The sequence below is a fragment of the Streptomyces sp. NPDC029159 genome (genome assembly GCF_055564055.1).
On record NZ_JBVHWT010000015.1, the window covers coordinates 1 to 23,918 of the forward strand.

Annotated in this window: 17 protein-coding genes; 6 read left to right on the top strand and 11 right to left on the bottom strand. The window is 73.8% G+C overall.

Translation table 11 applies throughout. The features are described 5' to 3' along the window. Positions 1-132 precede the first annotated feature (132 nt). The 4 genes from ACZ4U4_RS25070 (at position 133) to ACZ4U4_RS25085 (ending at position 2,872) form a co-directional block, all read left to right on the top strand. Positions 133-573 carry an enoyl-CoA hydratase-related protein gene (locus ACZ4U4_RS25070; protein WP_467878766.1) on the top strand — a complete coding sequence of 147 codons (441 nt, stop codon included), beginning with the start codon at positions 133-135 and terminating at the stop codon, positions 571-573. Positions 574-640: 67 nt separating this feature from the next. Then, positions 641-1,609, top strand: coding sequence for a zinc-binding dehydrogenase (locus tag ACZ4U4_RS25075; RefSeq protein ID WP_467878375.1), 969 nt, complete (start codon positions 641-643; stop codon positions 1,607-1,609). A 27-nt stretch (positions 1,610-1,636) separates the two neighbouring features. Further along, complete coding sequence (locus ACZ4U4_RS25080) at positions 1,637-1,879, top strand: hypothetical protein (RefSeq protein WP_467878378.1); 243 nt, start codon at positions 1,637-1,639, stop codon at positions 1,877-1,879. 21 nt (positions 1,880-1,900) lie between these two features. Continuing rightward, positions 1,901-2,872 carry a 3-oxoacyl-ACP synthase III family protein gene (locus ACZ4U4_RS25085; protein ID WP_467878381.1) on the top strand — a complete coding sequence of 324 codons (972 nt, stop codon included), beginning with the start codon at positions 1,901-1,903 and terminating at the stop codon, positions 2,870-2,872. Here the strand turns inward: ACZ4U4_RS25085 and uppS are convergent. From uppS to ACZ4U4_RS25140, 11 genes are all read right to left on the bottom strand, one after another. After that, positions 2,860-3,630: a polyprenyl diphosphate synthase gene (gene uppS / locus ACZ4U4_RS25090; RefSeq protein WP_467878384.1), complete on the bottom strand. Its 771-nt coding sequence runs from the start codon at positions 3,628-3,630 to the stop codon at positions 2,860-2,862. The two genes, ACZ4U4_RS25085 and uppS, sit on opposite strands and share 13 nt — an antisense overlap. A gap of 18 nt (positions 3,631-3,648) precedes the next feature. Further along, positions 3,649-4,521 (bottom strand): enoyl-CoA hydratase/isomerase family protein, encoded by an 873-nt coding sequence (locus tag ACZ4U4_RS25095; RefSeq protein WP_467878387.1) that lies wholly within the window; start codon positions 4,519-4,521, stop codon positions 3,649-3,651. Then, positions 4,518-4,739, bottom strand: coding sequence for an MbtH family protein (locus ACZ4U4_RS25100; RefSeq protein WP_467878390.1), 222 nt, complete (start codon positions 4,737-4,739; stop codon positions 4,518-4,520). The genes ACZ4U4_RS25095 and ACZ4U4_RS25100 overlap by 4 nt, the downstream gene beginning before the upstream one ends. Continuing rightward, complete coding sequence (locus ACZ4U4_RS25105) at positions 4,736-5,968, bottom strand: cytochrome P450 (RefSeq protein WP_467878393.1); 1,233 nt, start codon at positions 5,966-5,968, stop codon at positions 4,736-4,738. The genes ACZ4U4_RS25100 and ACZ4U4_RS25105 overlap by 4 nt, the downstream gene beginning before the upstream one ends. Then, positions 5,968-6,759 carry a thioesterase II family protein gene (locus ACZ4U4_RS25110; protein ID WP_467878396.1) on the bottom strand — a complete coding sequence of 264 codons (792 nt, stop codon included), beginning with the start codon at positions 6,757-6,759 and terminating at the stop codon, positions 5,968-5,970. Before ACZ4U4_RS25110 ends, ACZ4U4_RS25105 begins: the two co-directional genes overlap by 1 nt. Beyond that, a complete protein-coding gene (locus tag ACZ4U4_RS25115; protein ID WP_467878399.1) occupies positions 6,759-7,784 on the bottom strand; it encodes a class I SAM-dependent methyltransferase in 1,026 nt (341 codons plus the stop codon). Before ACZ4U4_RS25115 ends, ACZ4U4_RS25110 begins: the two co-directional genes overlap by 1 nt. Further along, entirely contained in the window at positions 7,781-9,142 is a 1,362-nt protein-coding gene (locus ACZ4U4_RS25120; protein WP_467878402.1) for a condensation domain-containing protein, read from the bottom strand. Before ACZ4U4_RS25120 ends, ACZ4U4_RS25115 begins: the two co-directional genes overlap by 4 nt. Next, positions 9,142-15,492 (bottom strand): amino acid adenylation domain-containing protein, encoded by a 6,351-nt coding sequence (locus ACZ4U4_RS25125; RefSeq protein WP_467878405.1) that lies wholly within the window; start codon positions 15,490-15,492, stop codon positions 9,142-9,144. The genes ACZ4U4_RS25120 and ACZ4U4_RS25125 overlap by 1 nt, the downstream gene beginning before the upstream one ends. 176 nt (positions 15,493-15,668) lie before the next feature. Further along, the gene (locus ACZ4U4_RS25130) at positions 15,669-17,564 is read right to left on the bottom strand and encodes a methylaspartate mutase subunit E (protein ID WP_467878408.1); all 1,896 of its coding nucleotides are present in this window, start codon (positions 17,562-17,564) and stop codon (positions 15,669-15,671) included. Positions 17,565-17,604: 40 nt separating this feature from the next. Then, positions 17,605-19,977 carry an amino acid adenylation domain-containing protein gene (locus tag ACZ4U4_RS25135; protein ID WP_467878411.1) on the bottom strand — a complete coding sequence of 791 codons (2,373 nt, stop codon included), beginning with the start codon at positions 19,975-19,977 and terminating at the stop codon, positions 17,605-17,607. Next, on the bottom strand, positions 19,974-20,984 hold the full coding sequence (locus ACZ4U4_RS25140; protein WP_467878413.1) for a TauD/TfdA family dioxygenase: 1,011 nt from the start codon (positions 20,982-20,984) through the stop codon (positions 19,974-19,976). The genes ACZ4U4_RS25135 and ACZ4U4_RS25140 overlap by 4 nt, the downstream gene beginning before the upstream one ends. Before the next feature lie 248 nt (positions 20,985-21,232). Here ACZ4U4_RS25140 and ACZ4U4_RS25145 point away from each other — a divergent pair, with 248 nt between their 5' ends. Beyond that, on the top strand, positions 21,233-22,081 hold the full coding sequence (locus tag ACZ4U4_RS25145) for a phytanoyl-CoA dioxygenase family protein (RefSeq protein ID WP_467878415.1): 849 nt from the start codon (positions 21,233-21,235) through the stop codon (positions 22,079-22,081). Positions 22,082-22,316: 235 nt separating this feature from the next. Beyond that, a complete protein-coding gene (locus ACZ4U4_RS25150; RefSeq protein ID WP_467878418.1) occupies positions 22,317-23,699 on the top strand; it encodes an MFS transporter in 1,383 nt (460 codons plus the stop codon). Positions 23,700-23,918: the final 219 nt, after the last annotated feature.

A 23,918-nucleotide genomic window follows, 5' to 3' on the forward strand; every position in this document is an offset into this window, starting at 1 on the left:
TCCTCTGGTTGCGTCGCGGGGGGTGCTTTTTTCTCCCCCCCTCCCCCCCCCCTCTCTTGGGGGTGGGAGCCTCCCCCCCCCTCCCCCCGCCCTTTTTTTTTTTTTTTTCCCCCCCCCCCCCCCCCCCCCGCGATCGGCGGCGGACTGCTGCTCGGGCTCTACGCGGACCTCGCGGTGCTGTCGGAGCGCTCCGTGTACGCGGCCAACTTCATGTCCCACGGCTTCACCCCCGGGGTGGGGGCCACGGCGCTGCTCCCCGCCCGGTTCGGCTCCGTGCTCGGCACCGAGATGCTGCTCACCGGCCGGTCCTACCGCGGCGCCGAACTGCGCCGACGCGGGGTCCCGTACCGGGTCGTGCCGCACGACACCGTGGAGCGCACGGCGCGCGAGCTGGCCGTGCGCACCGCCCGCGCGCCCCTGGCGAGCCTGCGTCTGCTCAAGGAACATCTGCGGGGAGAGCTGCGCCGCCGGACGGACGCGGTGCTCGGCCCCGAACTGCGGATGCAGGCGGTCACGTTCGCGCTGCCGGACGTCGCCGCCCGCATCACGCGCGCCTGCCCGCCCTCCGATTGATCCGCCGCCGGTCCTCGCCGACCGGATGACCGTCGTGCGTCCGCCCCCAGCCGCAGAGGAGCCTGCCATGAAGGCGGTCTACGCCGCGCGCCCCTGCCCCGACGCCCCGTTGACCGCGCTGCGCTTCGGCGAGCGGCCGGAGCCCGAACCGCCCGGTGCGGACTGGACCGTGGTGACGGTACGGAGCGCCGGGCTCAACCACCACGACCTGTGGACCCTGCGCGGCGCGGGCGTCCCGCCGCACCGCTACCCGCTGACGCTCGGCGTGGAGTGCGCGGGGACGGACGGAACCGGCCGCGCGGTCATCGTGCACGGCATGGTCTACGGCCGTGAGTTCCTCGACCGCCCCGTACTCGATCCGCAGTGGACGATGCTCGGCGAAGGCCGGCCGGGGACCTTCGCCGAGCGGGTCGCGGTGCCCACGCACACGCTGATCGCGAAGCCGCCGGAGCTGAGCTTCGCCGAGGCGGGCGCGCTCACCGGCACCTGGCTCACCGCGTACCGCATGCTGTTCACCCGGGCGGCGCTGCACCCCGGGCACACGGTGCTCGTACAGGGCGGCGCCGGGGGCCTGTCCACCGCGCTGATCCGGCTGGGCCGGGCGGCCGGACTGCGGATGTGGGCCACGTCGCGCACGGAGGCCAGACGCCGGCTCGCACTGGAGCTGGGCGCGGACCGGGTGTTCGCGTCGGGGACGCCGCTGCCGGAGCGGGTCGACGCCGTGATGGAGAGCGTCGGCCGGGACACCTGGGCGCACAGCCTGCGCTCGGTGCGGCCCGGCGGCACCGTCGTGGTGGCGGGGGCGACGACCGGGGCGCTGCCACCGGCGCATCTGACACGGATCTTCTGGAACGAGCTGCGGGTGCTCGGCGTGATGTGCGGAACCATGAGCGAACTGCGCGGTCTGCTGTCGTTCATGGTGGCCCACGGCCTGCGGCCGCACCTCCAGCATGAATTCCCCGCCGAGCGCGCCGGGGAGGCGTTCCGCCTTCTGGCCCGGGGCGAGATCGGCGGGAAGACCGTCCTGAACTGGTGAACCGGAGTCGTGTACGGAGGATGGCACGTGGGTACGGGCGCGCCCCCCAAGGGCATTTCGGAGATCACGCTGAGTCTGGTGATCGGTGAGTTGGAGAACCCCGCACACAAGGAGGTCTCCGCCACCGATGTCGCGCGGAGCACGGGCATGAGCATCGTCACGGCCCGCCGCTACCTGCGCTTCCTCGCCTCGGTCGGCAGGGCGGAGGTGTCCTGCCGGTACGGGAGGGTGGGGGCGCCCGAGCGGCTGTACCGCCGGTGCGGTTCCTGAACGGGGCCGGCGGTGGTCGCGGTGGTCAGCGGTGTCGGCGCGGCGCGGGCGTCCCGGACGGTCCGCAACGCGCACTTCGCGTATCTCGGGATCTCCGACCAGTGGATCACGAGCCGCACGGGAATCCGGGAACGGCGGTGGCTCGGGCCGGACGAGGGGCTGACCGGGCTGGCGATCGAGGCGGGCCGCCGCGCGCTCGCCGACGCGGACTGCGCGCCGGACGAGGTCGATCTGGTGATCGCGGCCACCGCCACCCCCGACCGGATCTCCCCAGGTCTCGCCCCCGAACTGGCGCACGGGCTCGGTCTGCGGGGGCTGCCCGCCGTCGACCTCAACGCGGCCTGCCCCGGCTTCCTCTACGCCGTGGACCAGGCGCTCGCGCAGATCGACGCCGGTCGCCGGTCCTGCGTGCTGGTGTGCGGCGCCGACGCCGCCTCACGGATCATCGACCCGCACGACCGTTTCACGGCGCCGCTGTTCGGTGACGCGGCCGGCGCGGTCGTCGTCCGGGCCGCCGGCGCCGACCGCTGCTGCGCCGCCTGCGCGCCCACCGTCGTCCTCGGCGCCGACGGTGGCCTCGGCGACATCCTGTACGTGGACCGGGAGCGGCACACCGTGCACATGCGGGGGGCCGAGGTCTACGAGCAGGCCGTCGACGCCATGGCCGACAGCACGCTCCGGGCCTGCGCGGTACGGGGCGTGACGCCGGCGGACCTCGACCTGTTCGTGCCGCACCAGGCCAACGCGCGGATCATCAAGGCGGTGCTGCGCCGACTGGCGTTCCCCGCCGGGCGCACCGCGGTGTACGTCGGCGAGTTCGGCAACACCGCGGCGTCCTCGATCCCGCTGTCCCTGCACCGCGCGCAGTCGGACGGACGGCTGCCGAAGGGGGCCCGGGTGGGCATGGCCGCGTTCGGGGCGGGCCTGACCTGGGCCGCCGCCCTCCTCGACTGGAAGGGGTGCCGGCACGCGCCGGCCGCTCAGGCCCCGTAACGCCGCTGACGCGCGGAGTACGCGCGCAGCGCCCGCAGGAAATCCACGTGCCGGAACGCCGGCCAGTGGACGTCACAGAAATACAGTTCGGAATAGGCCGTCTGCCACAACAGGAATCCCGAGAGCCGTTGTTCACCACTCGTACGGATGACGAGATCCGGATCGGGTCGACCATTCGTGTACAGATGATCGGCGATATTTTCGGCGCTCAGCTTGGCCGACAGTTCCGCGACGGGCGTGCCCGCGCCGATCTCGGCGTCGATCCAGGCGCGGAAGGCGTCGATCAGCTCCTGCCGGCCGCCGTAGCCGATGGCGACGGTGAGGTGGTGTTCGGTGGCGTAGGCGCTGGTGGTCTCCTCGGCGGCCTTGAGGGTGCGCGCGGTGGAGTCACGGATGAGGTCCAGGTTGCCCGCGATGTGCAGCCGCCACAGGCTGGACGGCCGGGTGAGGTGCTCGTCGACGACCCGTTCGATGACCCCCATCAGGAAGTCCATCTCGGCCGGAGAGCGGTTGCTGAGGTTCTCGGTGGAGGCGGCGAAGATGGTCACGTGCTTGATGCCCGCCGAGGAGCACCAGCCGAGGACCTCCTCGACGTGTTCGGCGCCGTGCTGATGGCCGAGGCTCGCGTTTCCGAGGCCCGCCCGCTGCGCCCACCGGCGGTTACCGTCCATGATGATCGCGACATGGCGAGGAATTGGCCGTTTGATCAACTGGCGTTGAAGCCGGCTTTCATAGAGCCGATAGAGCAATCGGTGCATGCGCGGCATGGTACCGCCTCAATTACCGTGGAATTCCGCTCGGTTCCCCGTTTTCCAGGCACCCAGTCCGCGCTGCACGTCCTGCGTCCGGAGCCCCCGGACGAAATCCTCGTGCTCCCGTTGCAGATGGTCGGCGAGCGGAAGGGAAAGGCCCTGGTGCGCCAGGCGCTTGGCGGAACGCACCGCGTGCGGGGCGGCCCGCGCGAGGGCCCGGGCCCGCTCCAGCGCCGCGGACAGCAGTTCGGCGGGTGGCACCACGGCCGAGACCAGACCGATCCGCAGCGCGGCGGCGGGCCGCAGCACCGGCTGCTCCAGAAGCAGCGGCAGGGCCCGCGCCAGGCCCACCACACGCGGCAGGAACCAGGACATCGCACCGTCGGTCGAGCATCCCAGCGCACCGTAGGCGAGGTGGAAGGCGCTCCTCCCGGAGGCGATCCGCAGATCGCACGCCAGCGCCAGGGAGAACCCCGCACCGGCCGCCCGCCCGTTCACCGCCGCGATCACCGGGCACTCCAGCGTGGCGAGACCGAGGACGGCCCCGGCCAGGTCCCGCACCGGCGCGAGAACCTCCTCGTCCGGCGGGCCGTCACCGGCGGCACGGAGGTCCCGGGCGAGCCCCTCCAGCGCGTCGGGCGAGCCGCCGAGGCAGAAGTCGCGCCCCGCGCCGGTGAGCACCACCGCCCGCACCGCGGGCTCGTCGCGCAGTCCGGTCACGGCCGCCGCGAGGTCACGGAGCACGGCCGGGGTGAGCGCGTTGCCGGAGCCCGGCCGGTCGAGCGAGAGCAGCGCGACGCCGTCGGAGACCTCCACCCGTACCGCGCGGCCGCCGTGGTGCGCCCCGTCCGTCCGGTCGGGCCGCGCCGTGGGCTCCGGGCGCCCCACGGCAGTCATGTGCGCCCGGAGTCCTTCATCCGGTCGGCCAGGCTGCGGGGCCGCAGATCCGTCCAGTTCCGTTCGATGTGGTCCAGGCAGTCCTGCCGGGACGCCTCGGGGTGGGTCACCCGCCAGCCGTCCGGCACCGCCGCGAAGGAAGGCCACAGGGAGTGCTGGCCCTCGTCGTTGACGAGGACGAGGAAGGTGCCGTCGGGGTCGTCGAAGGGATTGATCATGATCGTCCTTCCCTTGTGCATGAACCGTCCGCGGGGATCAGCGAGACGGGCAGGGACTCCAGGCCGCCGATGAGGTTGGACCGCATCCGGCGGACCGGACCGGCCGGCTCCGCCCGCGCGACCCGGCGCGTCAGCTCCTCGAACATGACGGTCAGCTCGGTGACGGCCAGCGCCGCGCCGATGCAGTGGTGCGGGCCGTGGGCGAAGGTCAGGTGCCGGTTGGGCGAGCGGGTGATGTCGAAGGCGTCGGGGGAGTCGAAGACGTGCTCGTCCCGGTTGGCCGAGGCCAGCCACAGGGTGACCCGGTCACCGGCGCGGATCCGCTCGCCGCCGAGCTCCGCGTCCCGGGTCGCGGTGCGCAGCAGGTGCATCGCCGGGGAGGTGTGGCGCAGCACCTCCTGGACGGCGCCGGGCAGCAGGTCGGGCCGGGCGCGCAGCAGCGCCCACTGGTCCGGGTTCTCGATGAAGGCGAGCAGGCCGCCCAGCGTGGCGTGCCGGGTCGTCTCGTTGCCGCCGGAAATCAGGCCGTTGCAGTTGAGGACCACCTCCGTGCTGCTCAGCGGCTCACCGTCGATCGTGCCGTGCACCAGGGCGCTGATGATGTCGTCCCGCGGCGCGCGCCGCCGCTCGCGCATCAGCTCGCCGTAGTAGCGGAACAGTTCGGTGTGCGCCACGGCCGCGGCGGCCGCGTCGGTGGCGCCGGACCGGTCGCCCACGCCGAACGCGGTCATCGTCCGGCTCAGCATGAAGTCCCGGTCCGCGGGCGGCACCCCCAGCAGATCGCAGATGACCGTCAGCGGCAGCCGTGCCGCGACCTCGGTGAACTCGCAGACATCGGCGGCCAGCGCGCCGTCTAGGAGGCCGGTCACCGTGGTGCGCATGTTCCGCCGCAGCCGGTGGACCGTGCGCGGGGTGAACGCGGAACTCATGATGCGGCGGATCTTGCCGTGCCTCGGCGGGTCGGAGATGACCATCATCTTCCCCGCACCGGCGGCCGTCGCCGTGCCGTCCGCGTCGAGGCGCATACCGCCGGTGGAGGAGAAGACGGCCGGCTGCGACAGGGCCCGTACGACGAGGCCGTACGAGAGCACCGCCCAGAACGGTTCGCCGCCGGGGCGGACGACCCGGCAGACCGGCCGCTCACGGCGGAGGCGGCGCCACACCGCGGCGGCCTCGCCGCGCTCGTACAGCAGGGGGTCGGAGAGATCGGGGACGTCGACCGCCGCCATCAGTCGCTCCTCCCGCGGGCGGGCCCGCCCGCGGCGCGGACCGCGGCCGACACCGGGGCCAGCACGGCCGCCAGCTGTTCGAAGAGGAAGAAGTGACCGCCGGGGAAGACCCGGACCTCGCACGTTCCGGTGGTCAGCTCGCTCCAGCGGCCGAGCAGTCCGGGCTCCGCGCTCGGGTCGTCGGTGCCGCCGAGGACGGTGACGGCGGCCCGGAGCGGGGGCGCTTCCTCGTAGCGGTAGGTCTCGCACAGCGCGAAGTCGGCACGGAGCACGGGCAGCAGCAGTTCCAGCAGGGAGGGGTTGGCCAGCACGTCCGGCGGGGTGCCCTGGAGCCGGGTGAGGTGGTCGATCAGCCCGTCGTCGGAGAGTCGGTGCACCTGTGTGGGGCGGTACAGATGCGGGGCGGTCTGCCCGGACACCAGCAACCCCGCGGGCGGCCGCTCCAGTTGCGTCAGCAGGGACGCCGTCTCGTAGGCCACGAGCGCGCCCATGCTGTGTCCGAAGAGCGCGTACGGCCGTCCCGCCGCCCGCTCCGCGACCGGCCCGGCCAGCCGCTGCGCCAGCCGTTTCAGCGAGGTCTCCGGAGGCTCGCCGAACCGCGGCGGCCGCCCGGGGTACTGCACCGGCACCACCTCGATGCGCGGATCGAGGTGGGCGTCCCACTGCCGGAAGGCGGCGGGCCCCGCCCCCGCGTGCGGCAGGCAGAACAGCGGGATCTCCCCGGTGGTGGCGTCGGTGCTCGCGGCGGACGGGAACCACGAGGCGCCGCCGCCGGACGTCGCCCCGTGCATCAGCGCCGCGCCACGAAGAGACGCCCGGTGGGGAACCCCAGCTCCACGGTCTCCACCCCGGAGAAGCCCGCGGCCCGCAGCTTGCCCTCCCATTCGGCCTCGGTCAGGAGTCTGCGGCCCATGAACTGCCGGTGGTAATAGGTGACGATCGCGCTGAACAGCCGCTCGCGCTCGTTGCGGAGGTAGGGGACCGCGTCCGTGATCGCCATGATCCCGCCCGGGCGCAGCGCGTCCCGGCAGTTGGCGAGCACCTTGTCGGCCACCGCCTCCTCCTCCGGCATCATGTCGTGGAACACGAAGCCCGCGTGGATCACGTCGGCCCCCGCCACCGGTCCGGGGTCCTCGGCGATCGACTGGATGGACCGCTCGACCACCGTGATCCGCTCGGCCATGCCCGCGTGGTGCACGGCCGCACGCGCCGCCTCGCAGGCGCCGGGGCTGAGGTCCAGGCCCACGCCGGTGGCGCCCGGGAGCCTGCGCAGCGCCTCCATCAGCAACTGGCAGGTACCGGCGCCGAGATCCGCCAACCGCCCGGGTGCGGCCTGGAGGATCTTCTCCAGCGCGGCGGGATAGAAGGCGAGCGACCCCATCCACTGCGAGCTGACGGCGACCTGCCGGCCGTCGCGCAGATGGGCGGCGCGGGCCGCGGCCGGGTCGGTGAGGAACTCCCGGGCGTGCTCGATGAACGGCCGGTTGGCGTTCATGGTCCAGGACACGTAGCCCGCCCGGTGCAGGAGGACACCGAAGTCCGCCACCACCCGGAAGTCCGTGCCGCCGTCCGAGGCCGGCTCGATGAGGCCCGCGGACTCCAGCGCCTCCAGATAGCGTGCGGCGCCCTCCTCGGGGACGTCCGCCCGCGCGGCCACCGCGGCGCTGCCGAACGTCCGCCCGGGGGCGATCACGTCCAGTACACCGAGCCGGTCGCCCATCTCCAGCAGCGCCGCGGCGGCGGCGAGGTCCGGGGCCGCTCCGCTGTGCCGGGTCTCGGTCGCGAGCCGGCGACCTGTGTCGTGGGTGGCGGTCATGCTGAGGCTCCTCTCTGCTTTCTGCCGCACCGGGACGGCCACCAGGTGGGCGGCTCGGCTTCCCCGGCCAGCGCGTCCAGCGTGGTCTCGGGCCCGGCGAGGATCCGCCGGAGCAGGGCCTGGCACAGCTCGCCCAGTGCCCGTATGTCGTCCGCGCTCAGCACGTCGGGCCGGTGCACGAACCGCAGTGCCAGATCCGGGTCGCGTTCCTGGAGGAAGACGGTCATCGCCCGCTTGGAGACCACCCCCCGCCGGTCGATGCGCTCCACGGCGACACCGGGCAGATCCCAGGGCACCGCCGCGGAGCTGTCCGTGCAGAACAGCACCTCCGGATAGAGGTCCTCGCCGCCGTCCAGCGCGCGGACCACATGGTCGAAGGGGAGGGCCTGGTGGTCGTAGGCGGACAGCACATGCGCGCGGATCCGGGTGAGCAGCCGGCTGAACGGCAGGTTCCCGTCCACCGTCTCGCGCAGGACGACGATGTTCCGCAGGTACCCGACCATCTCCTCGTAGGCGGTACGCCCCCGGTTGGCCATGGCGGATCCCAGGGCGATGTCGCGCTCTCCCGTGTAGAGGTGGACGAGGAGGTACATCACGGCCAGCAGCACCAGGAAGGGGGTGCAGCCCCGCTCCCGGGCGAAGCGCCGTACCTCCTCGGACAGCGTCCGCGGCAGCGTGAGGTCGTACGCGTCCCCGCACGGTCCGCGCGCGGGGGCGGCACGGGCCGAGGGGCGCAGCCGCAACGGCCGGTGGCCGCGCAGGTCGTCGAGCCAGTACGCCAGGTCCTGCCGGGCCTCCTCGCCCGCGAACCAGGCGTACTGGCGGTCCACGAAGTCGCCGTACCGGGCGGCGGGGGAGGCCAGCCCGGCCGGCTGCCCGCTCACGCCCGCGCGGTAGAGCGCGCCGATCTCCCGCAGGACGATGCCGCAGGAACAGCCGTCGGTGACGATGTGGTGCATCGCCAGTGCCAGCAGCCGGTCGCGGTCCCCGTACCGGACGAGCGCGGCGCGCAGCAGCGGCGGGTCCGCCAGGCCGAAGGGGCGCCGGCAGTGCTCCTCGGCGATCTCCAGGGCCCTCTCGCGGGGACGCCCGGCCCCGCGTACGTCGTGCAGGCCGAGCAGGCGCCGGGGCGGGGCCGCGACGAAGCGGCGCGGGCCGTCCGCCGTCGTACGGAACCCGGTGCGCAGGGACTCGTGGCGCGCCACCACCGCGTCCAGCGCGTCTTGCAGAGCGGCCTCGTCCAGCGCGCCGGACAGCCGCAGCAGCCCGGTCACGAGGAAGTCCTGCCGGCCCGGCTGCCGCTGCTCCAGGTGCCACAGCCGTTCCTGAGTGGGGTACAGCAGGCCGGCGGCGCCCATCAGTCGTCCCCCTCGGTGTCCGCGGCGAGCAGCCGGCCGATCTCGCGGGCGAGCCCCGCGACCGTCGGGTGCTCGAACAGCATCCGGACCGGGAGGGTGACGCCGCACTCGTCGCGCAGACGGTTGACCACTTTCCCGGCGAGCAGGGAGTGGCCGCCGAGCCCGAAGAAGTCGTCCGCGGGGCCGACCTCCGCCGCGCCGAGGACCTCGCGCCACACCCGGGCGACCACCCGCTCCACCGGCGAGCCGCCGACCGGGGGCGGCGGCTCGGTCCGATCGGGGGCCGGCAGCGCCGCGCGGTCCAGTTTCCCGTTGGGGTTGAGCGGGAGCCGGTCGAGCACGATCACCCGCGCCGGGACCAGATAGCCGGGGAGGACCTCGGCGACCCGGCGCCGCACCTGCGCGCCCCGGCAGTCGCCGCCCGGCGCCGGGACGACGTAGCCGATCAGCCGCCGTTCGCCGGGGACGTCCTCCCGGACGGCCACCGCCGCGCGGGACACCGAGGGCACGGCGGCGAGCGCCGCCTCCACCTCGGACAGCTCGATCCGGAAGCCGCGGAGCTTCACCTGGTGATCGGCGCGGCCGAGGAAGCCGAGTTCCCCGCCGGGGCGCCGGACCACCAGGTCGCCGGTGCGGTACATACGGGCCCCCGGGGCGTCCGTGAGCGGGTCGGCCACGAAGCGTTCGGCGGTCAGCCCCGGACGGTTGGCGTAGCCGCGGGTGACGCACTCCCCGGCGAGGTACAGCTCACCGGGCACGCCGGGCGGGACCGGCCGCAGCCAGGGGTCGAGGACGTACAGCGCCACGCCGGGGCGCGGGGAGCCGATCGCCGGGGCGGCGGTGCCGGACAGCGGGCCCGCCCAGGTGGCGATGACCGAACCCTCGGTCGGGCCGTAGAGGTTGACCATGCGGCGGCCCGCGGACCAGTCCCGTACGAGCGCCCCGGGCACCGGCTCACCGGCGACCACCAGCGTCAGATCCGGCGGCAGGGCCCCGGGCGGTACGGCGGCGAGCACCGAGGGCGGCATGGTGACATGGGTGATGCCGCACCGCCGCACGGTGTCGCCCAGTGTCTGGTCGGGCACCAGGTCGCGGGGCTCGGCGAGCACCAGCCGGCAGCCGGAGAGCAGCGACATGCAGATCTCCAGCAGGAACGCGTCGAAGCTGGGCGATCCGAACTGCAGCACCCGGCTCTCCCCGGTCACCTCGAAGAGCGCGCGCTGCGCCCCGACGAGACCGGCCGTTCCCCGGTGTGTGAGCACCACGCCCTTCGGGCGGCCGGTGGAGCCCGAGGTGAACAGCAGGCACGCCGCGCCGAGCGGGTCCAGCGGTCCGCCGCGCTCGGTGTCGCCGATACCGCCGGGCGCCAGGCGCGCCAGCTCCGCGGCGGTCGCCGGGGCGTCCGGGCAGACCACAGGGGCGGTGCCGTCGCCGAAGAGACCCCGGTGCCGCTCGGTGGTGACGGCCACGGTCGGCCGGGCGTCCGCCAGCATCGCGCGGATGCGGGGCGCCGGGTAGTCCAGGTCGACGGGGAGATACGCGGCCCCGGTCTTCAAGGCGGCGAGGACCGCGGTCACCAGCTGCCGTGAGCGGGGCAGGGCGAGCGCCACGCACCGCTCCGGGCCGGCGCCCCGGGCGAGCAGCAGGCGCGCGAGGCGGTTGGCGTCCGCGTCCAGCTCCGCGAAGGTCCGCTCCTCGCCGTCGCCCTGGACCGCCACCGCGTCCGGGTGGCGCCGCACCTGGCGGGCGAAGAGCACCGGGAGCGGGTCGTGGCCGGCGGTCGCCGGGGCGCGGCGGCCCAGCACCTCCACCGTGTGCCGCCGTTCGGCGTCGGTGAGCAGGTCCACCTCGCCCACCGGACGGCCGGGGCGGGCGGTTACGGCGTCCAGCACGGCGAGGAACAGCCGGACCAGGCGCTCGGCCGTCGCGGCGTCGAAGAGGTCGGCCGCGTACTCGACGAATCCTTCGACGCCTTGGCAGACGCCCTCGGCGGAGACCGTCTCCCGCAGGCTGACGGTGAGGTCGAACTTGGCGAAGCCGATGGGGATCTCGTCACCGTCGGCCTCCCGTCCGTCCAGGCGCAGCCGCAGGTCCGAGCGGGGCGTGTTGCGCAGCATCAGCAGCACCTGGAACAGCGGGTGCCGGGCCGGGGACCGGGGCGGGTTGAGGACCTCCACGAGCCGGTCGAAGGGCAGGTCCTGGTGGTCCAGCGCCTCCAGGTCGGTCTGCCGGACCCGGGCGAGCAGTTCGCGGAAGGTGGGGTTGCCCGAGACGTCGGTCCGCAGGACCAGCGTGTTGATGAAGAAGCCGACCAGATCGTCCCAGGCGTCGTCGGTCCGGCCCGCGACGCCGGTGCCCACGGGGATGTCGTCGCCGGCGCCGAGCTTCGTCAACAGCACGGCCAGGCCCGCCTGGAGGGCCATGAACAGCGTCGCGCCCGACTCCGAGGCCGTGTCCCGCAGACGGCGGTGGAGCTCCGGTGGGATGCGCAGCGGGACGGTGCCGCCGAGGTGGCTCGCCACCGCGGGCCGGGGCCGGTCGGTGGGCAGCCGCAACTCCTCGGGCAGGCCGGCGAGTTTCGCGGTCCAGTAGGCGGTCTGCCGGGACAGCAGGGCGTTGCCGTCCGCGCCGCCGGCGAGGAAGCGCCGCTGCCACAGCGCGTAGTCGCGGTACTGGACGGGCAGCGGGGCCCACCGCGGGGCCCGGCCCTCGCGGCGCGCGGCGTAGGCGCGTTCGAGATCGCGGCCGAACGGGGCGAAGGACCAGCCGTCGCCCGCGATGTGGTGCAGCACCACCAGCAGGCGGTAGCCGGTCGGCGTACGCAGCAGCCGGGCCCGCAGCGGGGTGTCGCGGGTGAGGTCGAAGGGCTGCCGCGCGGCCCGCAGGAGCGCCTCGTCCGCGTCCTCCTCCCGCACGTCCACGACGGGGAGCGCGGGGCGGGCGGTCTCCGGCGCGAGGACGGTCTGCCGTACGCCGTCGGGTGTCTCCGGGAAGACCGTCCGGAGTATCTCGTGCCGTGCGGTGACGTCGCCCAGTGCGGCGGTCAGGGCCGCCACGTCGGTCTCGGGGCCGAGGGCGACGGCGTAGGGGATGTTGTAGACCGCGCGCGGGATGTCCGACTGGTTGAGGAACCACAGGCGGCGCTGGGGCAGGGACAGCGGGACGCCGTCGGCGTCCGCTCCCGTGGCCGGGCCGTCCCCGGTGTGTCCGGCCCCGGCGAGCCGTCCGGCCAGCCGCTCCGGGGTGGCGAGGTCGAAGACCTCGCGGACGGACACCTCGGCGCCGGTGGCGGCCCGGATCCGGGCCGCGAGCTTGACCGCGGTCAGCGAGTGGCCGCCGAGGGCGAAGAAGTCGTCCGTCGCGCCGACCCGCGCCATGCCCAGGAGGTCGCCGAAGAGCCGGCACAGCGTCGCCTCCTGCGGGGAGCGGGGGGCCCGGCCGCGGTCCGCCGTGGGGAGGTGTTCGGGCACCGTGAGGGCCGCCCGGTCGATCTTCCCGTTCGGTGTGGTGGGCAACGCGTCGAGCAGCACGAACCGGGACGGGACCATGAAGCGGGGCAGCGTCCGCGCCACGTGATCGCGCAGCTCGGCGGCGGTGGGCGCCTGCCCGGGAGCGGTCTCCACGTAGGCCACCAGCTGCCGCTTCCCCGGTTCGTCCTCCCGTACCAGGACGAGCACCTGCCGGGCGCCGGGGTGGTGGGCGATCACCGCCTGGACCTCGCCCAGTTCGACCCGGAAGCCGCGGATCTTGATCTGGTGGTCGGCCCGGCCGATGAACTCCACGAGGCCGTCGGCGCGCTGGCGCACGAGATCGCCGGTGCGGTACAGCCGCTCGCCCGGCCCGTCGAACGGGTCGGCGACGAACCGCTCGGCCGTCAGCCGGGGTTGTCCGAGATAGCCGCGGGCCAGGTTCTGCCCGCCGATGTACAGCTCGCCGACCACGCCGCGCGGCACCGGCCGCAGGCCGGAGTCGAGCACGTGCAGGCGGGCCCCGGCGAACGGGGTGCCGATCGGCACCGGTCCGGGCTCCGGCACCGTCCCGGCCGGGATGCGGTGGTCGAGGCAGCCGCAGGTGGCCTCGGAGGGGCCGTAGTGGTTGATGACGGCGACCTGGGGGTGCCGGCGGCGCCATTCCCGGAGGAGTTCGCCGACGAGCGGCTCGCCCGCGACGATGAACTCCTGCGTGGGGGAGCAGAGGTCGGGCAGCGTGTCGAGCAGGGCCAGGTGGGTGGGGGTCGCCTTGAGGAAGGCGTAGCTCCCGCCGGAGCCGCCGCGCTCGGCGTACTCCTCCACGCTGGAGACGATCAGTTCCCCGCCCGCGGCCAGCGTGCCGAACAGGGCGGTGAGCGTGATGTCGAAGGACGGGGACGAGTACAGCAGGACGCGCTGGGCCAGACTCGGGTACGCGACCGCGGCCCGTTCGACGTAGTTCACCACCGACCGGTGCTCGACCGCGACGCCCTTGGGACGCCCGGTGGAGCCGGAGGTGTACATGACGTAGGCGAGGTTGCGGTCCAGGAGGGGCGCGGTGCGCTCGCCGGGCCGGATCCCGTCGTCGGGGAGGTCCGCCAGCCGGGCCCGGACCTCGGGGGAGTCCAGCACGATCCGGCGGGCGGGGGAGTCGTCCAGGGCTCCGGAGGCGTCCCCGCGCCCGTTGGTGAGCAGCAGACGGGTCCGGGCGTCGCGCAGCATGTACGACACCCGCTCCGGCGGGTAGTCGAGGTCCACCGGGAGGTAGGCGGCACCCGCCGCGAGCACGCCCAGCAGCGCGACCACCATGTCGGCGGAGCGCGGCATGGCGACCGCGACGACGTCGTCCACCCCGACCCCTTCGGCGAGCAGCAGCCTCGCCAGCCGGTGGGTGCGGGAGAGGAGTGCGGCGTAGGTGAGGTGTTCGCCGCCCGCGGTGAGCGCCGGTGCCCCCGGATCCCGGCGGGCCCGCTCGGTCACGAGGTCGAGGACGGTCCTGGTCTCCGCGTCCGGCCGTGCGGACGGCTGCGGTGCGCCGTCGGCGAGTTGGGACCGTTCGTCCTCCTCCGCGGCGTCGAGCACGCCGGTGGGGACGTCGAGGGTGCCCCCGTCGGCGAGGTGGGTGAGCAGCCGGATCAGCCGTGCCCGGTGGCGGTCGAGCTGCTCGGCGGTGTAGCGGCCGGGGTGTGCGAAGAAGTCCAGACGCAGGCCCTCGCCGCCGAAACCGCTGTAGACGTAGATGTACAGATCGTCCACGGCGCCCAGCCGGAGGGTGTTCAGCTCGGCCCGGCTGCCCGCGAAGGACAGTCCGTAGTCGAAGGGCACGAGGTTGAGGTGCCAGCCGAACAGCCGCTCGTCGCCGTGGAGACCGAGCGCGCGCCGCAGCTCCTCGCCCCGGAAGCGCTGGCCCTGGAGGACGTCCAGCAGGCCGCCCGACGCCCGGCGGGCCAGGTCCGAGAACGGCTCCCCGGGGTGGACGCCGAGCCGCAGCGGCACCACGTTGGACGCCTGGCACGGGGTCTTCCTGGTGGCCTTTCCCGTCCTGCCGGTCACAGTGAGTCCCAGGCTCACGTCGTCGGTGGCCATCACCTTGCCGAGATAGGCGGCGACCGTCGCGCACACCACGGCGGTCCAGCGGATCCGGTGCTGCTCGGCCAGCGCGGACAGACGGTCGAACCGGCCTTGGTCCAGGTGGCCGGTGGTGCGCAGGAAGTGGGCGGTCGGGTCCGCGGAGCGGACGGCGGGGGTCACGATGTCCGGCCGCTCGGCGAAGAGCGCGCACCAGCGGGCCCGGTCCTCCTCGTACTCCGCCGACCGCCGGTAGGCCGCGTCCTCGGCGACCACCTCGCCCAGCGGCCGGAAGGACGGCGCGCGGGGCGTGCGGCCCTCCACCTCGCAGGTGTACAGGTCGGCGACGCGCTGTCCGAGGAGGAAGAGGCCGTAGCCGTCCACCGCGGAGTGGTGCGCGCGGACGTACCACAGGTGCTCGTCGGGGGCGATGCGCACCAGCGCGGAGCCGAACACGTCATCGCGGGCCGGGTCCACGGGCCGGGCCAGGTCCTCGTGCATCCATGCCTCGGCGCGTTCCCGGGCGCGGGGGGCGTCGCTGAGGTCGAGGAACGGCAGCGGCCGGCCGTCCCGCACCCCGACGGTCTGCCGGAGTCCGTCCTCGTCGTCCTCGCCGATCCGGACGTGCAGGCACTCCGCCTCCGATACCGCCCGTCGCAGCGCCGCCTCGAAGACCTGCCGGTCGAAAGCGCCGCGGACGTGGAAATAACTGCCGATGCTGAATGCCGGATTGTCGGGGTCGAGTTTCTGGGCCAGCCAGACCTCGCGCTGTGCGGCCGACAGGGAAAGCGGTGTCCGTGCGGGCTCAGGCATACCGTGAACTCCCGGAGCATGAGGAAAGCGAAGGGAAAGCCGGGGGCGATACGGGTCGGATCACCGCGCCGGAATGCGGCCCGGAGTACGGGATCAGCTGCGATGCTAGCGATGCCGCGGCCGCGGACCCAGATCGCGGCCGTACTGTTCGTAAGGGTTGTTGTGGTCGATTGCGGTCACGAGAGCGGCCAGTCGTCGAAATTCCCGTCGATGACCCGGCGGATATCGGAGGCGGCCACCTCGGCGGCCGTTCTCCGGCCCTCGAAGCGGTCTTGGGAAAGGCGTTCTTGGACGCGGTCGCGGTGGAATTCCCGTATGCCGGACGGCAGCGGGAGCCGGCCCGCGGCGAGCAGCCGGACGGCGCCCGCGGTGTCCCGGATGCCCAGCACCTCGCCCCGGTTGTGCACGCTCGGCGCGAACGGGATGTCGAGCAGGCCGGTGCGGAAGGCCCGGACGACGCCCCGGGCGACGCTTCCGCCGCCGCATTCCAGGACGGCGTTCAGCAGGTGCTCGCATTCGGCGCGCAGGATCCGCCTCTCCTCGCCGACGGCCCGGTGGTCCAGTTCGGCCGGGGTCGCCCCGTCGACGGACCGCCTCGCCCGGAGGATCGCGTCGGCGTTCTCCGCCACGGTCGGGATGCCCCACGCCTCGGCCGTGGTCTTGAGCAGCACCCGCCCGCAGCCCGAGAGCCCCGCCGTCCGCGCCGATCCGCCAAGCAGCAGGAGCGCCTTGCGCCGGTCCTCCGGGAACGCGGCCATGTACTGGTGGAACACGGTCGTCACCGCCACGCCGGGGCCCGCCAGTTCGTGGGCCATCTCGTCCATGACACGGATGGCGGCGACGTCCTGGGCCCGGCAGCCCTGCTCGGCGTAGCCGAGGCTGACCGAGCGCACGCCCTGGGCGACGGCCATCAGCATCTCCAGGAGGGTGGTGACGACCGCCAGGCACGGCGGCAGCAGCGTCGCCGTCAGGACCCCGAAGAACTCCCGGTCCAGGACGATGCCGTAGCGCTCCGCGTACAGCCCGGTGAGCCGGTCCACGTACTGCCAGACCGGGATGGACTCCTCCAGCGGATAGGTCTTGTAGTAGGGCAGGTTGTAGGTGATGGCGCCGCCTTCGAAGGCGGTGACGCCGCCGGCGTAGGAGATCTCGGCGAGCAGCCGGGGGTCCCGGGTGCTGTGCCGGGTCTGCAGGGGAGCGGGGACCTGCGCCGCCAGCCGCCGCAGTACGGGGACGCCGTGGTTGACGACCGGGAAGCCGTTCAGCGCGGACCGGGCCGGGGAACTGGCGCGCAGGCCCTCCTCGGCGCCCGGGTGGTCGTTGTTCCGGGACAGGGAGTCGACCTGGTACGAGAGGACCTGCGCACCGGCCCGGTGCAGCGCGGTGAACAGGCGTGCCTGGCCGCGCGCGTCGGCCACCCCGCAACGGGGCTGCAGCAGCGGCCGCCCGGTGTGCCGGGCCCGTAGCTGCGCGGCGGTGAGCGACGGCCGGGCGGCGAGGAACGCGGCGTTGGCGTCGAGATCGGCGGCGCCCCGCCCGGTGCGCCAGTGCTCCAGGACCTTCTGACGGGCCGTCAGGAAGCATGCGTCGTCGATCCGCTCGTCCCCGGGCACCGGCGGTCCGCACGGACTGCCCGGCGCGGGCGGGCCGTGGGGGGCGGCGGGGGGTGCGGGCCGCCGCCCCGCGAGGTCCTGGGCGAGGCAGCGCAGCACCTCGCGCAGGTCGGTGTAGCCCGGGAACACCCGGTGGAAGCCGAGGGCGAGGAAGTGGCGCACCACCTCGTCGCGGGGCGACGACACGGACAGATTGCCGCCGATGTACCAGCGGGCGTGGAGGGGGCCGTGCTCCTGGCGCAGTTCGCCGAAGCGCCGGGTGTAGAAGCGGCTGTGGCCGTCCATGCTGGAGATCATCACCACGTCGGCGGTGCGGCCCGCCTCGAAGAAGTCCCGCAGCTCGTTCTGGGTGCGCAGGTCCGTCACCCGGTAGCCGCTCTCCGCCAAGGCGTGCCGGAGCACGAACAGCCCCACGGAGTGGGAGTCGGCCCCGATACCGCCCAGCACTATTCGGTGCACCGCGTTCTCCTGGTTCGTGCTCGGTCCGACGGGCCGGTCCTCACGCGGTGCCCGGGGGCGCCGTGCCGCCGGGCGGTTCGTCCGCCGTGGCGGACAGGAACCGGGCGAGGTGGGCGACGGTGCGTCCCTCGTACAGCACGCGGGCGGGGACGGCGGCGGACAGCCGGCTCTCCAGCGCGCCGAGGAGGGCGGCGGCGAGCAGGGAGTGGCCGCCGAGGTCGAAGAAGTCGTCCGCCACACCGACCGGTTCGACGTCCAGCACCTCCGACCAGAGGGCGGCGAGCCGTGACTCCAGCGCGGTGCGCGGCGGTACGGGGGCGGTGGTCAGGGTCCGGGGGGAGCGGCGGAGCGCGGGCAGGGCGCGGCGGTCCACCTTGCCGTTCCGGTTCAGCGGCAGGTCGTCGCGGACCATGATCGCCCAGGGCACCAGGTACGCCGGCAGCGCCGCCGCCAGGGCCTCCCGGAGGAGGGCGCCGAGCCCGGCTGCGGCGTCGCGCCCGGCGGGCGGCGCGGCGTCCGCGCCCTGCCGCGCCACGACGTAGGCGAGGAGCCGATGGCTGCCGGTGCCGTCCGGTTGGGCGACGACGACCGCGTCCTTGACCTCGGGGTGCCGGGTGAGCTGCGCCTCGACGTGTGCCGGCTCCACCCGGAAGCCGTGCACCTTGACCTGCTGGTCCGCCCGGCCGACGAATTCCAGGCAGCCGTCGGGCGAGCGGCGCACCAGATCGCCCGTGCGGTAGAGGCGGCGGCCGGGGCGGGTCGCGAAGGGGTCGGCCACGAACCGTTCCGCGGTGGCGGCGGGCTGCCCCAGATAGCCGCGGGCCAGGCCCTCGCCACCGGCGTACAGCTCACCGACGACGCCCGGCGGCACGGGCCGCAGCGCGGGGTCGAGGAGGTGGATCCGGGTGCCCCGTACCGGGGTGCCGATCGGTACGCGGGCGCCGTGCGGTGGGTCCCCCTCGGTGGTCCAGCAGGTGGTGAACGACGTGTTCTCCGTGGGGCCGTACCCGTTGGTGAAGGTGAGCGACGGGGCGTCGGTGAGCAGTCGCCGGACGTGGACGGGGGAGGCCGTGTCGCCGCCGGTCAGGACGTGCCGTACGGCGTGGAACAGGCCGGGTTCCGCCGTCACCAGGTGGTGGAAGAGGCCCGTGGTCAGCAGCAGGACGGTGACGCCCTCACGCGCCACGACGGAGCCGATCCGCTCGACGGCGGTGGGCGGCCCGGGCAGCACCACCAGGCGGGCGCCGTTCATCAGCGGCGCCCAGATCTCGATGGTCGAGGCGTCGAAGGCGACCGGTGCCAGTTCGAGGAACACGTCGTCGCGGCGGATGTCCATCCAGTCCGGGCCGCGCAGCAGCCGGGACACGGCCCGGTGCGGGACGCCCACCCCCTTGGGACGGCCGGTCGAACCGGAGGTGAAGCTGACGTAGGCGAGGCGGTCCGGGCGGAGCGGGGCGTCCCGGCGGGGCGCGGGACGGCCGGCGCCGGGGCCCGGCGGGCGGCAGGACGCCGTGTCGATCACGCGGGGCCCCGGCGGCAGCCGGTCGCGCAGCGCGGCTTCGGTCAGCACATGGCCGCTGCGGGCCGCGGCGAGGAGTTCGGCGTACCGGGCCGGCGGGTCCTCGGGATCCAGTGCGAGATAGGCGGCGCCGGCCCGCAGGATGCCGAGCAGCGCGACGACGAGGTCGGCGGAGCGGCGGTGCAGTACGCCGACGATCGTGTCCGGGGCCACGCCGCACGCCCCGAGCCGGTCAGCCACCCGGCCCGCCCGGTCCCACAGTTCACCGTAGGTCAGGGTGGCGCCCTCGCAGGTGACGGCGGGCGCGTGCGGGGTGGCGGCGGCCTGTTCGGCGACGTACTCGTGGACGGCCCGTGCGGGTTCGGCCGGTACGTCGGTGCCCTGCGGGACGTGCGCACCGCTCGCGCCGGGGGGCCACAGGTCGAGCACGGACAGCGCCACGGCCGGATCGCGTACCCCGGCGGTGTGGGCGGCACACAACTGCTCGGCCCATCCGGGCTCGTCGGGAACGCCCCGGACCTCACCGGGCAGGACCCGGCCGTCCGCCTCTTCGGTGAGCACGACCTCCAACGAGGAGAGCGCGGCGTCCGCACCGTGGAGACCGGGATCGGCGCCGTCCGCCGCACCGGGCTCCGCTGCCGCGGCCGCCGGTGCGTCGGCGCGCAGGGCGTCGATCTCCGCCGCCGCCCACGCGGCGAGTTCGCCGAAGGACGGTCCGCCGGACAGTTCGGCGCACAGCATCCCGCGCGGGCTGGCCGCTGCTCCGATGATCCGGCACCGGACCCGGACGCGCTCGTCGGTGGTCCTGCGGTGCACCACCGTGACCACCGCCGCCACCAGGGCCGCGGGATCGCGCGGTTCCCGGTCCGCGAAGTCCACCACCGTCCCGCTCATCCCGGCCGCCCCGTCGCCAGGGCGTCGAGGTCCTTCAGCAGCGCGGGCATACGGGGAACCACCCGGGGGCGGGGCATCCGCGCGGGGAGCCCCGGCGGCAGGGCGCGCAGCGCGTAGCAACGGCGCAGCCAGCGGTCCCGGCCGTCGTAGCGTGGCCGGAAGGGGGTGCGGCCGTGGACGATGACGCTGTTGTCCAGGACGGCGAGTTGTCCCGGGCGGAGCCGCAGCCGCCGTGAGACGCGCTCCAGCGCGGCGCCGAGCGCGGCGAGCGCCTCGGTGGCGCGCTCGGTCGTCCCGGTGGTGGTGTGGGCGTTGTAGCGGACGGCGAGCGCGGACGGGGCGCCGGTGAGCAGGGCGTGCGGCGCGGAGACCGGCCGCCGCCCCGCGGCGTCCGGCCCGAAGGACGTGGGGTAGAGGCTGCGGAACAGGGGGTGGCGCAGCGTGTCCAGGTCTTCGGGCGGCAGGTGGCGGAGGGCCTGACGGACGGAGGAGATCCGCAGCGCGGCGGCGTCGTCGTGGTCCTGGCGCAGGCACAGCAGCCCGACGAAGTCCGGCCTGAGCGGATGGTGCACGTTCTCGGTGTGCAGCCCCAGGGACGAGGCGCCGGTGTTCTGGATGTACTCCTCCATGCCGGGCTCCGGGGAGACCTCGTGGATCAGCGCGCCCGCGTTCTCGTCCTCGTAGCCGATGAGCGCGCCGAGGGTCTCGGCGACCAGCAGCAGCAGTCCGGCCGACCAGTGGCCCGGCGGTGCGGGGCGGTCGGCGGTCGGGGTCGGGGGCAGGTCGGCGAGCGGCGCGCCGTCGGCGACGTCGACGAGAGCGCAGGCCGGTGAGGTGTCGCGGTCGGTGAGTGCGGTCAGCAGGCGGCGCAGCCGGGCGGGGACGGCGTCGAGTGCGTCCGCCGCCCGTTCCGGCGCGCCCGGCACGAATGCTGCGACCTCGGACGCCAGTCGGTGCAGTGCCGCCCTTTCCCGGCGGTCGAGTGTGCACTGGTACTCGGGCCCCACTTGTTCCTCCAACGGTCGGGCGACGGGTACGGAATGCGGTGGTGTCCCGAAGCTATGACCGGGGCCGGGAAGGGTCAATGATCAGGGAAATTAGGAGCGTTACGGGCATTGAAATCGGCAGGGTAAAACTTTGGCCGTGCGATCTGGCGCCCGGCGGGGCCGGCGCGTATGAAAGATATCGGTGGCCGTCCGGGGCGGCCCGCTCTGCGGCCGGCCGTCGTGCATACCTCGCGGAAGGATTGTCGGGAATGCTGACCGAGCATGAAAAGTTCCTCTTCGACGTGAATGGCTATCTGGTCGTCGAGGACATCCTCGACAAGGATCAGCTCAAAGAACTCAACAGCGCATTCGACGAGGCCGGCGACCGGGCCGGGCAACTCCCCTTCTCCCTGGCGGAGAAGGCGAAGCGTTTCGAGGGCGACCGGCGCCGCACCGAGTTCAACGAACCCTTCAACTGGCCCAAGCCCGCATGCCTGGCCTTCCGCCGCCTGGTGTCCCACCCTGCCGCGCTGGAGCTGATGCTCGAACTCATCGGCGAGGGTTTCCGCTACGACAGCATGAAGGGCACGATCATGAAGCCCGGCACCGAGGGCTACCGGCTGCACGGCGGCGGTGGCATTCCGGGCGATCTCCGCTTCTACCGCGTCGACGGCGACAGGATCTCCAACGGCCTGGTGAACATCGCCTATGCCCTCAACGACGTGGGGCCGGGGGCGGGGGGATTCGGCTGCATTCCCGGCAGCCACAAGGCCAACTTCCCGTGCCCCGCGGAAATCCGGCGGATGGAGGCGTACGAGGAGCATGTGCGCCAGGTGCCCGTCCGGGCCGGTTCGGCCGTGGTCTTCACCGAGACGCTGGTGCACGGGACCCTTCCCTGGACCGGCACGGGCGAACGCCGTACGCTCTTCGCCCGTTACTCTCCCGGCGCCATGCTCTTCCGGCCGAATGCGCTGCCGACCGGTTACGCGGAATTCGCCGCCGAACTGACCCCGCTGCAACGGGCGGTGTTCGAGCCGCCGCACTACCTCGACCGCCCCAAGATCGCACACCTGCTGAAGGAGGACCTGCGGAACGGGGCGGCGCAGCAGGCGTCCTAGGCGTGTCCGCGACGTTCCGCCGTTCGCCCGGGTGCCGCAAGCCAGGCGGGGCCTTGCGGACACGCCCCAGGGGAGCGGCTTCAGCGGGATCGCACACGGGTTCCCGCGCTGCGGCAGGGCGGGACGACCGGGAGTAGCCTGGCCCGGCACCCATCCCGTCGGCCCGGCAGAGCGCGGCCCGCCGCAGGGCACCTCACCGGTCTGCCGCCCGGAAAGACCTCGGACGGAACGCTGCATGCGCGAAAAGGAACCGGTCGGCTCGCTCTGGCGGCACCGGGACTTCATGCTCCTGTGGGCCGGGCAGGCCGCCAGCCTGGTCGGCGCCCAGGTCACCGTGTTGGCCCTGCCGTTGCTCGCCACCCTCACCCTGCACGCCTCCACCTGGCAGGTGGCCCTGCTGACCTCGTTCAGCACCTTGCCGTGGCTGCTCTTCTCCCTGCCCGCGGGGGTGCTCGTCGACCGCTGCCGCAAGAGGGAGGTGATGCTGTGGTGTGACCTCGCCCGGTTCGGCGTCCTCGTCACGGTGCCTCTGGCGGCGGCGCTGGGCTCCGTCTCGCTGGTCCAGCTCTACGCGGTGGCGCTGGCCTCCGGCGCACTCGCGGTGGTGTTCAACAGCGCCTATCTGAGCTTCCCCGCGATGCTCCTGGCGAAGGACCAACTGGTGGACGCCAACGGGAAGGTGAGCACGGTCTCGGCGGCCGCCGGCGTGGTCGGGCCGAGCGCCGCGGGGTTCCTCGTGGGCCTGGTGGGCGCGGCCGGAGCCGTGACCGCCGACGCGGTGTCGTACCTGCTGAGCGCGGGCGGTCTGTGGCTCGTCCGGTTCCGGGAGCCGCGCCCGGAGCCCCGGCCCGCGGGCGATCGCGGGCTGTGGCGGGAGCTGTCCGCCGGGCTGCGGATCATCGTGGCCGACAAGGCCCTGACCTTCATCACGGTCTCGAACAGCCTGGGCAATTTCCTGCTGGCGGCCATCAATTCGGTGTGGGTGCTGTACGCGGTCCGTGAGATCCGGTGGTCCGCGCAGACCGTCGGCCTCGTCGCCGGGATCAGCGCCGTCGGCGGTGTGCTCGGCAGCCTGTCCGCGAAGCCCCTGATCAAGCGTTACGGTCTCGTCCGGGTGCTGCTCTTCAGCCCGATCCCCTTCGCCCCGGGGCAGATCGTCGCCGGGTATGTGTCGCCCGGCAGTGCCGGGCAGATCGTGGTGGCCGCCGGCTTCGCCGTGACGCTCGCCACCGCCCTCGTCTACAACATCGCCCAGCGGTCCTACCGTCTGGCGTCGTGCCCACCCGGCATGCTGGGGCGGCTCAACGCGACGGCCAGCTGGCTGCAGTGGGGGCTGCGGCCGGTCGCGGGGGTCGCGGGCGGCGCCCTGGGCACCGCCCTGGGCCTGCGCCCCACCATCCTGCTGTTCGCCTGGCTGCTGCCGCTGGTCGCCGTGATCCTGTGGCTGTCACCGCTACGGAACCGTCGCGCTAACGACCAGGAGAGTCGCGAACCGGTACCGGCGACGGGTGGCGCGGTCGCCAGGACGCCGCAGCCGCCCGGGGCGGCGTCGCCTCACCCAGCAGGCGGTACAGCCTTTCGGGCGCCCCGACCCGACCGTAGCGGTGAGAAACCCTGACCATGCCGGTGCGGGCCAGATACCTGAGGTATCTCCGTGCGGTCACGGTACTCATTCCCGTATCCCGTGACACATCGACCGCGGAGACTTCCGCGGATCCTGCCTCTCTCAGCACATCGACCACAATTTTCAAGGTAATTCCGGAGATGCCTTTCGGTAAACGGATCGCCGCCACCCCCGTCGTTTGCGGTCCCTGTCCAGAACGTACCGACGCCATGC

Excerpts from the sequence above, each read along its gene's own strand:
- ACZ4U4_RS25075 (WP_467878375.1), top strand. The coding sequence starts at position 641 with ATGAAGGCGGTCTACGCCGCGCGCCCCTGCCCCGACGCCCCGTTGACC.
- uppS (WP_467878384.1), bottom strand. The coding sequence starts at position 3,630 with ATGCACCGATTGCTCTATCGGCTCTATGAAAGCCGGCTTCAACGCCAG.
- ACZ4U4_RS25095 (WP_467878387.1), bottom strand. The coding sequence starts at position 4,521 with ATGACTGCCGTGGGGCGCCCGGAGCCCACGGCGCGGCCCGACCGGACG.
- ACZ4U4_RS25100 (WP_467878390.1), bottom strand. The coding sequence starts at position 4,739 with ATGATCAATCCCTTCGACGACCCCGACGGCACCTTCCTCGTCCTCGTC.
- ACZ4U4_RS25105 (WP_467878393.1), bottom strand. The coding sequence starts at position 5,968 with ATGGCGGCGGTCGACGTCCCCGATCTCTCCGACCCCCTGCTGTACGAG.
- ACZ4U4_RS25110 (WP_467878396.1), bottom strand. The coding sequence starts at position 6,759 with ATGCACGGGGCGACGTCCGGCGGCGGCGCCTCGTGGTTCCCGTCCGCC.
- ACZ4U4_RS25115 (WP_467878399.1), bottom strand. The coding sequence starts at position 7,784 with ATGACCGCCACCCACGACACAGGTCGCCGGCTCGCGACCGAGACCCGG.
- ACZ4U4_RS25120 (WP_467878402.1), bottom strand. The coding sequence starts at position 9,142 with ATGGGCGCCGCCGGCCTGCTGTACCCCACTCAGGAACGGCTGTGGCAC.
- ACZ4U4_RS25125 (WP_467878405.1), bottom strand. The coding sequence starts at position 15,492 with ATGCCTGAGCCCGCACGGACACCGCTTTCCCTGTCGGCCGCACAGCGC.
- ACZ4U4_RS25135 (WP_467878411.1), bottom strand. The coding sequence starts at position 19,977 with ATGAGCGGGACGGTGGTGGACTTCGCGGACCGGGAACCGCGCGATCCC.
- ACZ4U4_RS25145 (WP_467878415.1), top strand. The coding sequence starts at position 21,233 with ATGCTGACCGAGCATGAAAAGTTCCTCTTCGACGTGAATGGCTATCTG.
- ACZ4U4_RS25150 (WP_467878418.1), top strand. The coding sequence starts at position 22,317 with ATGCGCGAAAAGGAACCGGTCGGCTCGCTCTGGCGGCACCGGGACTTC.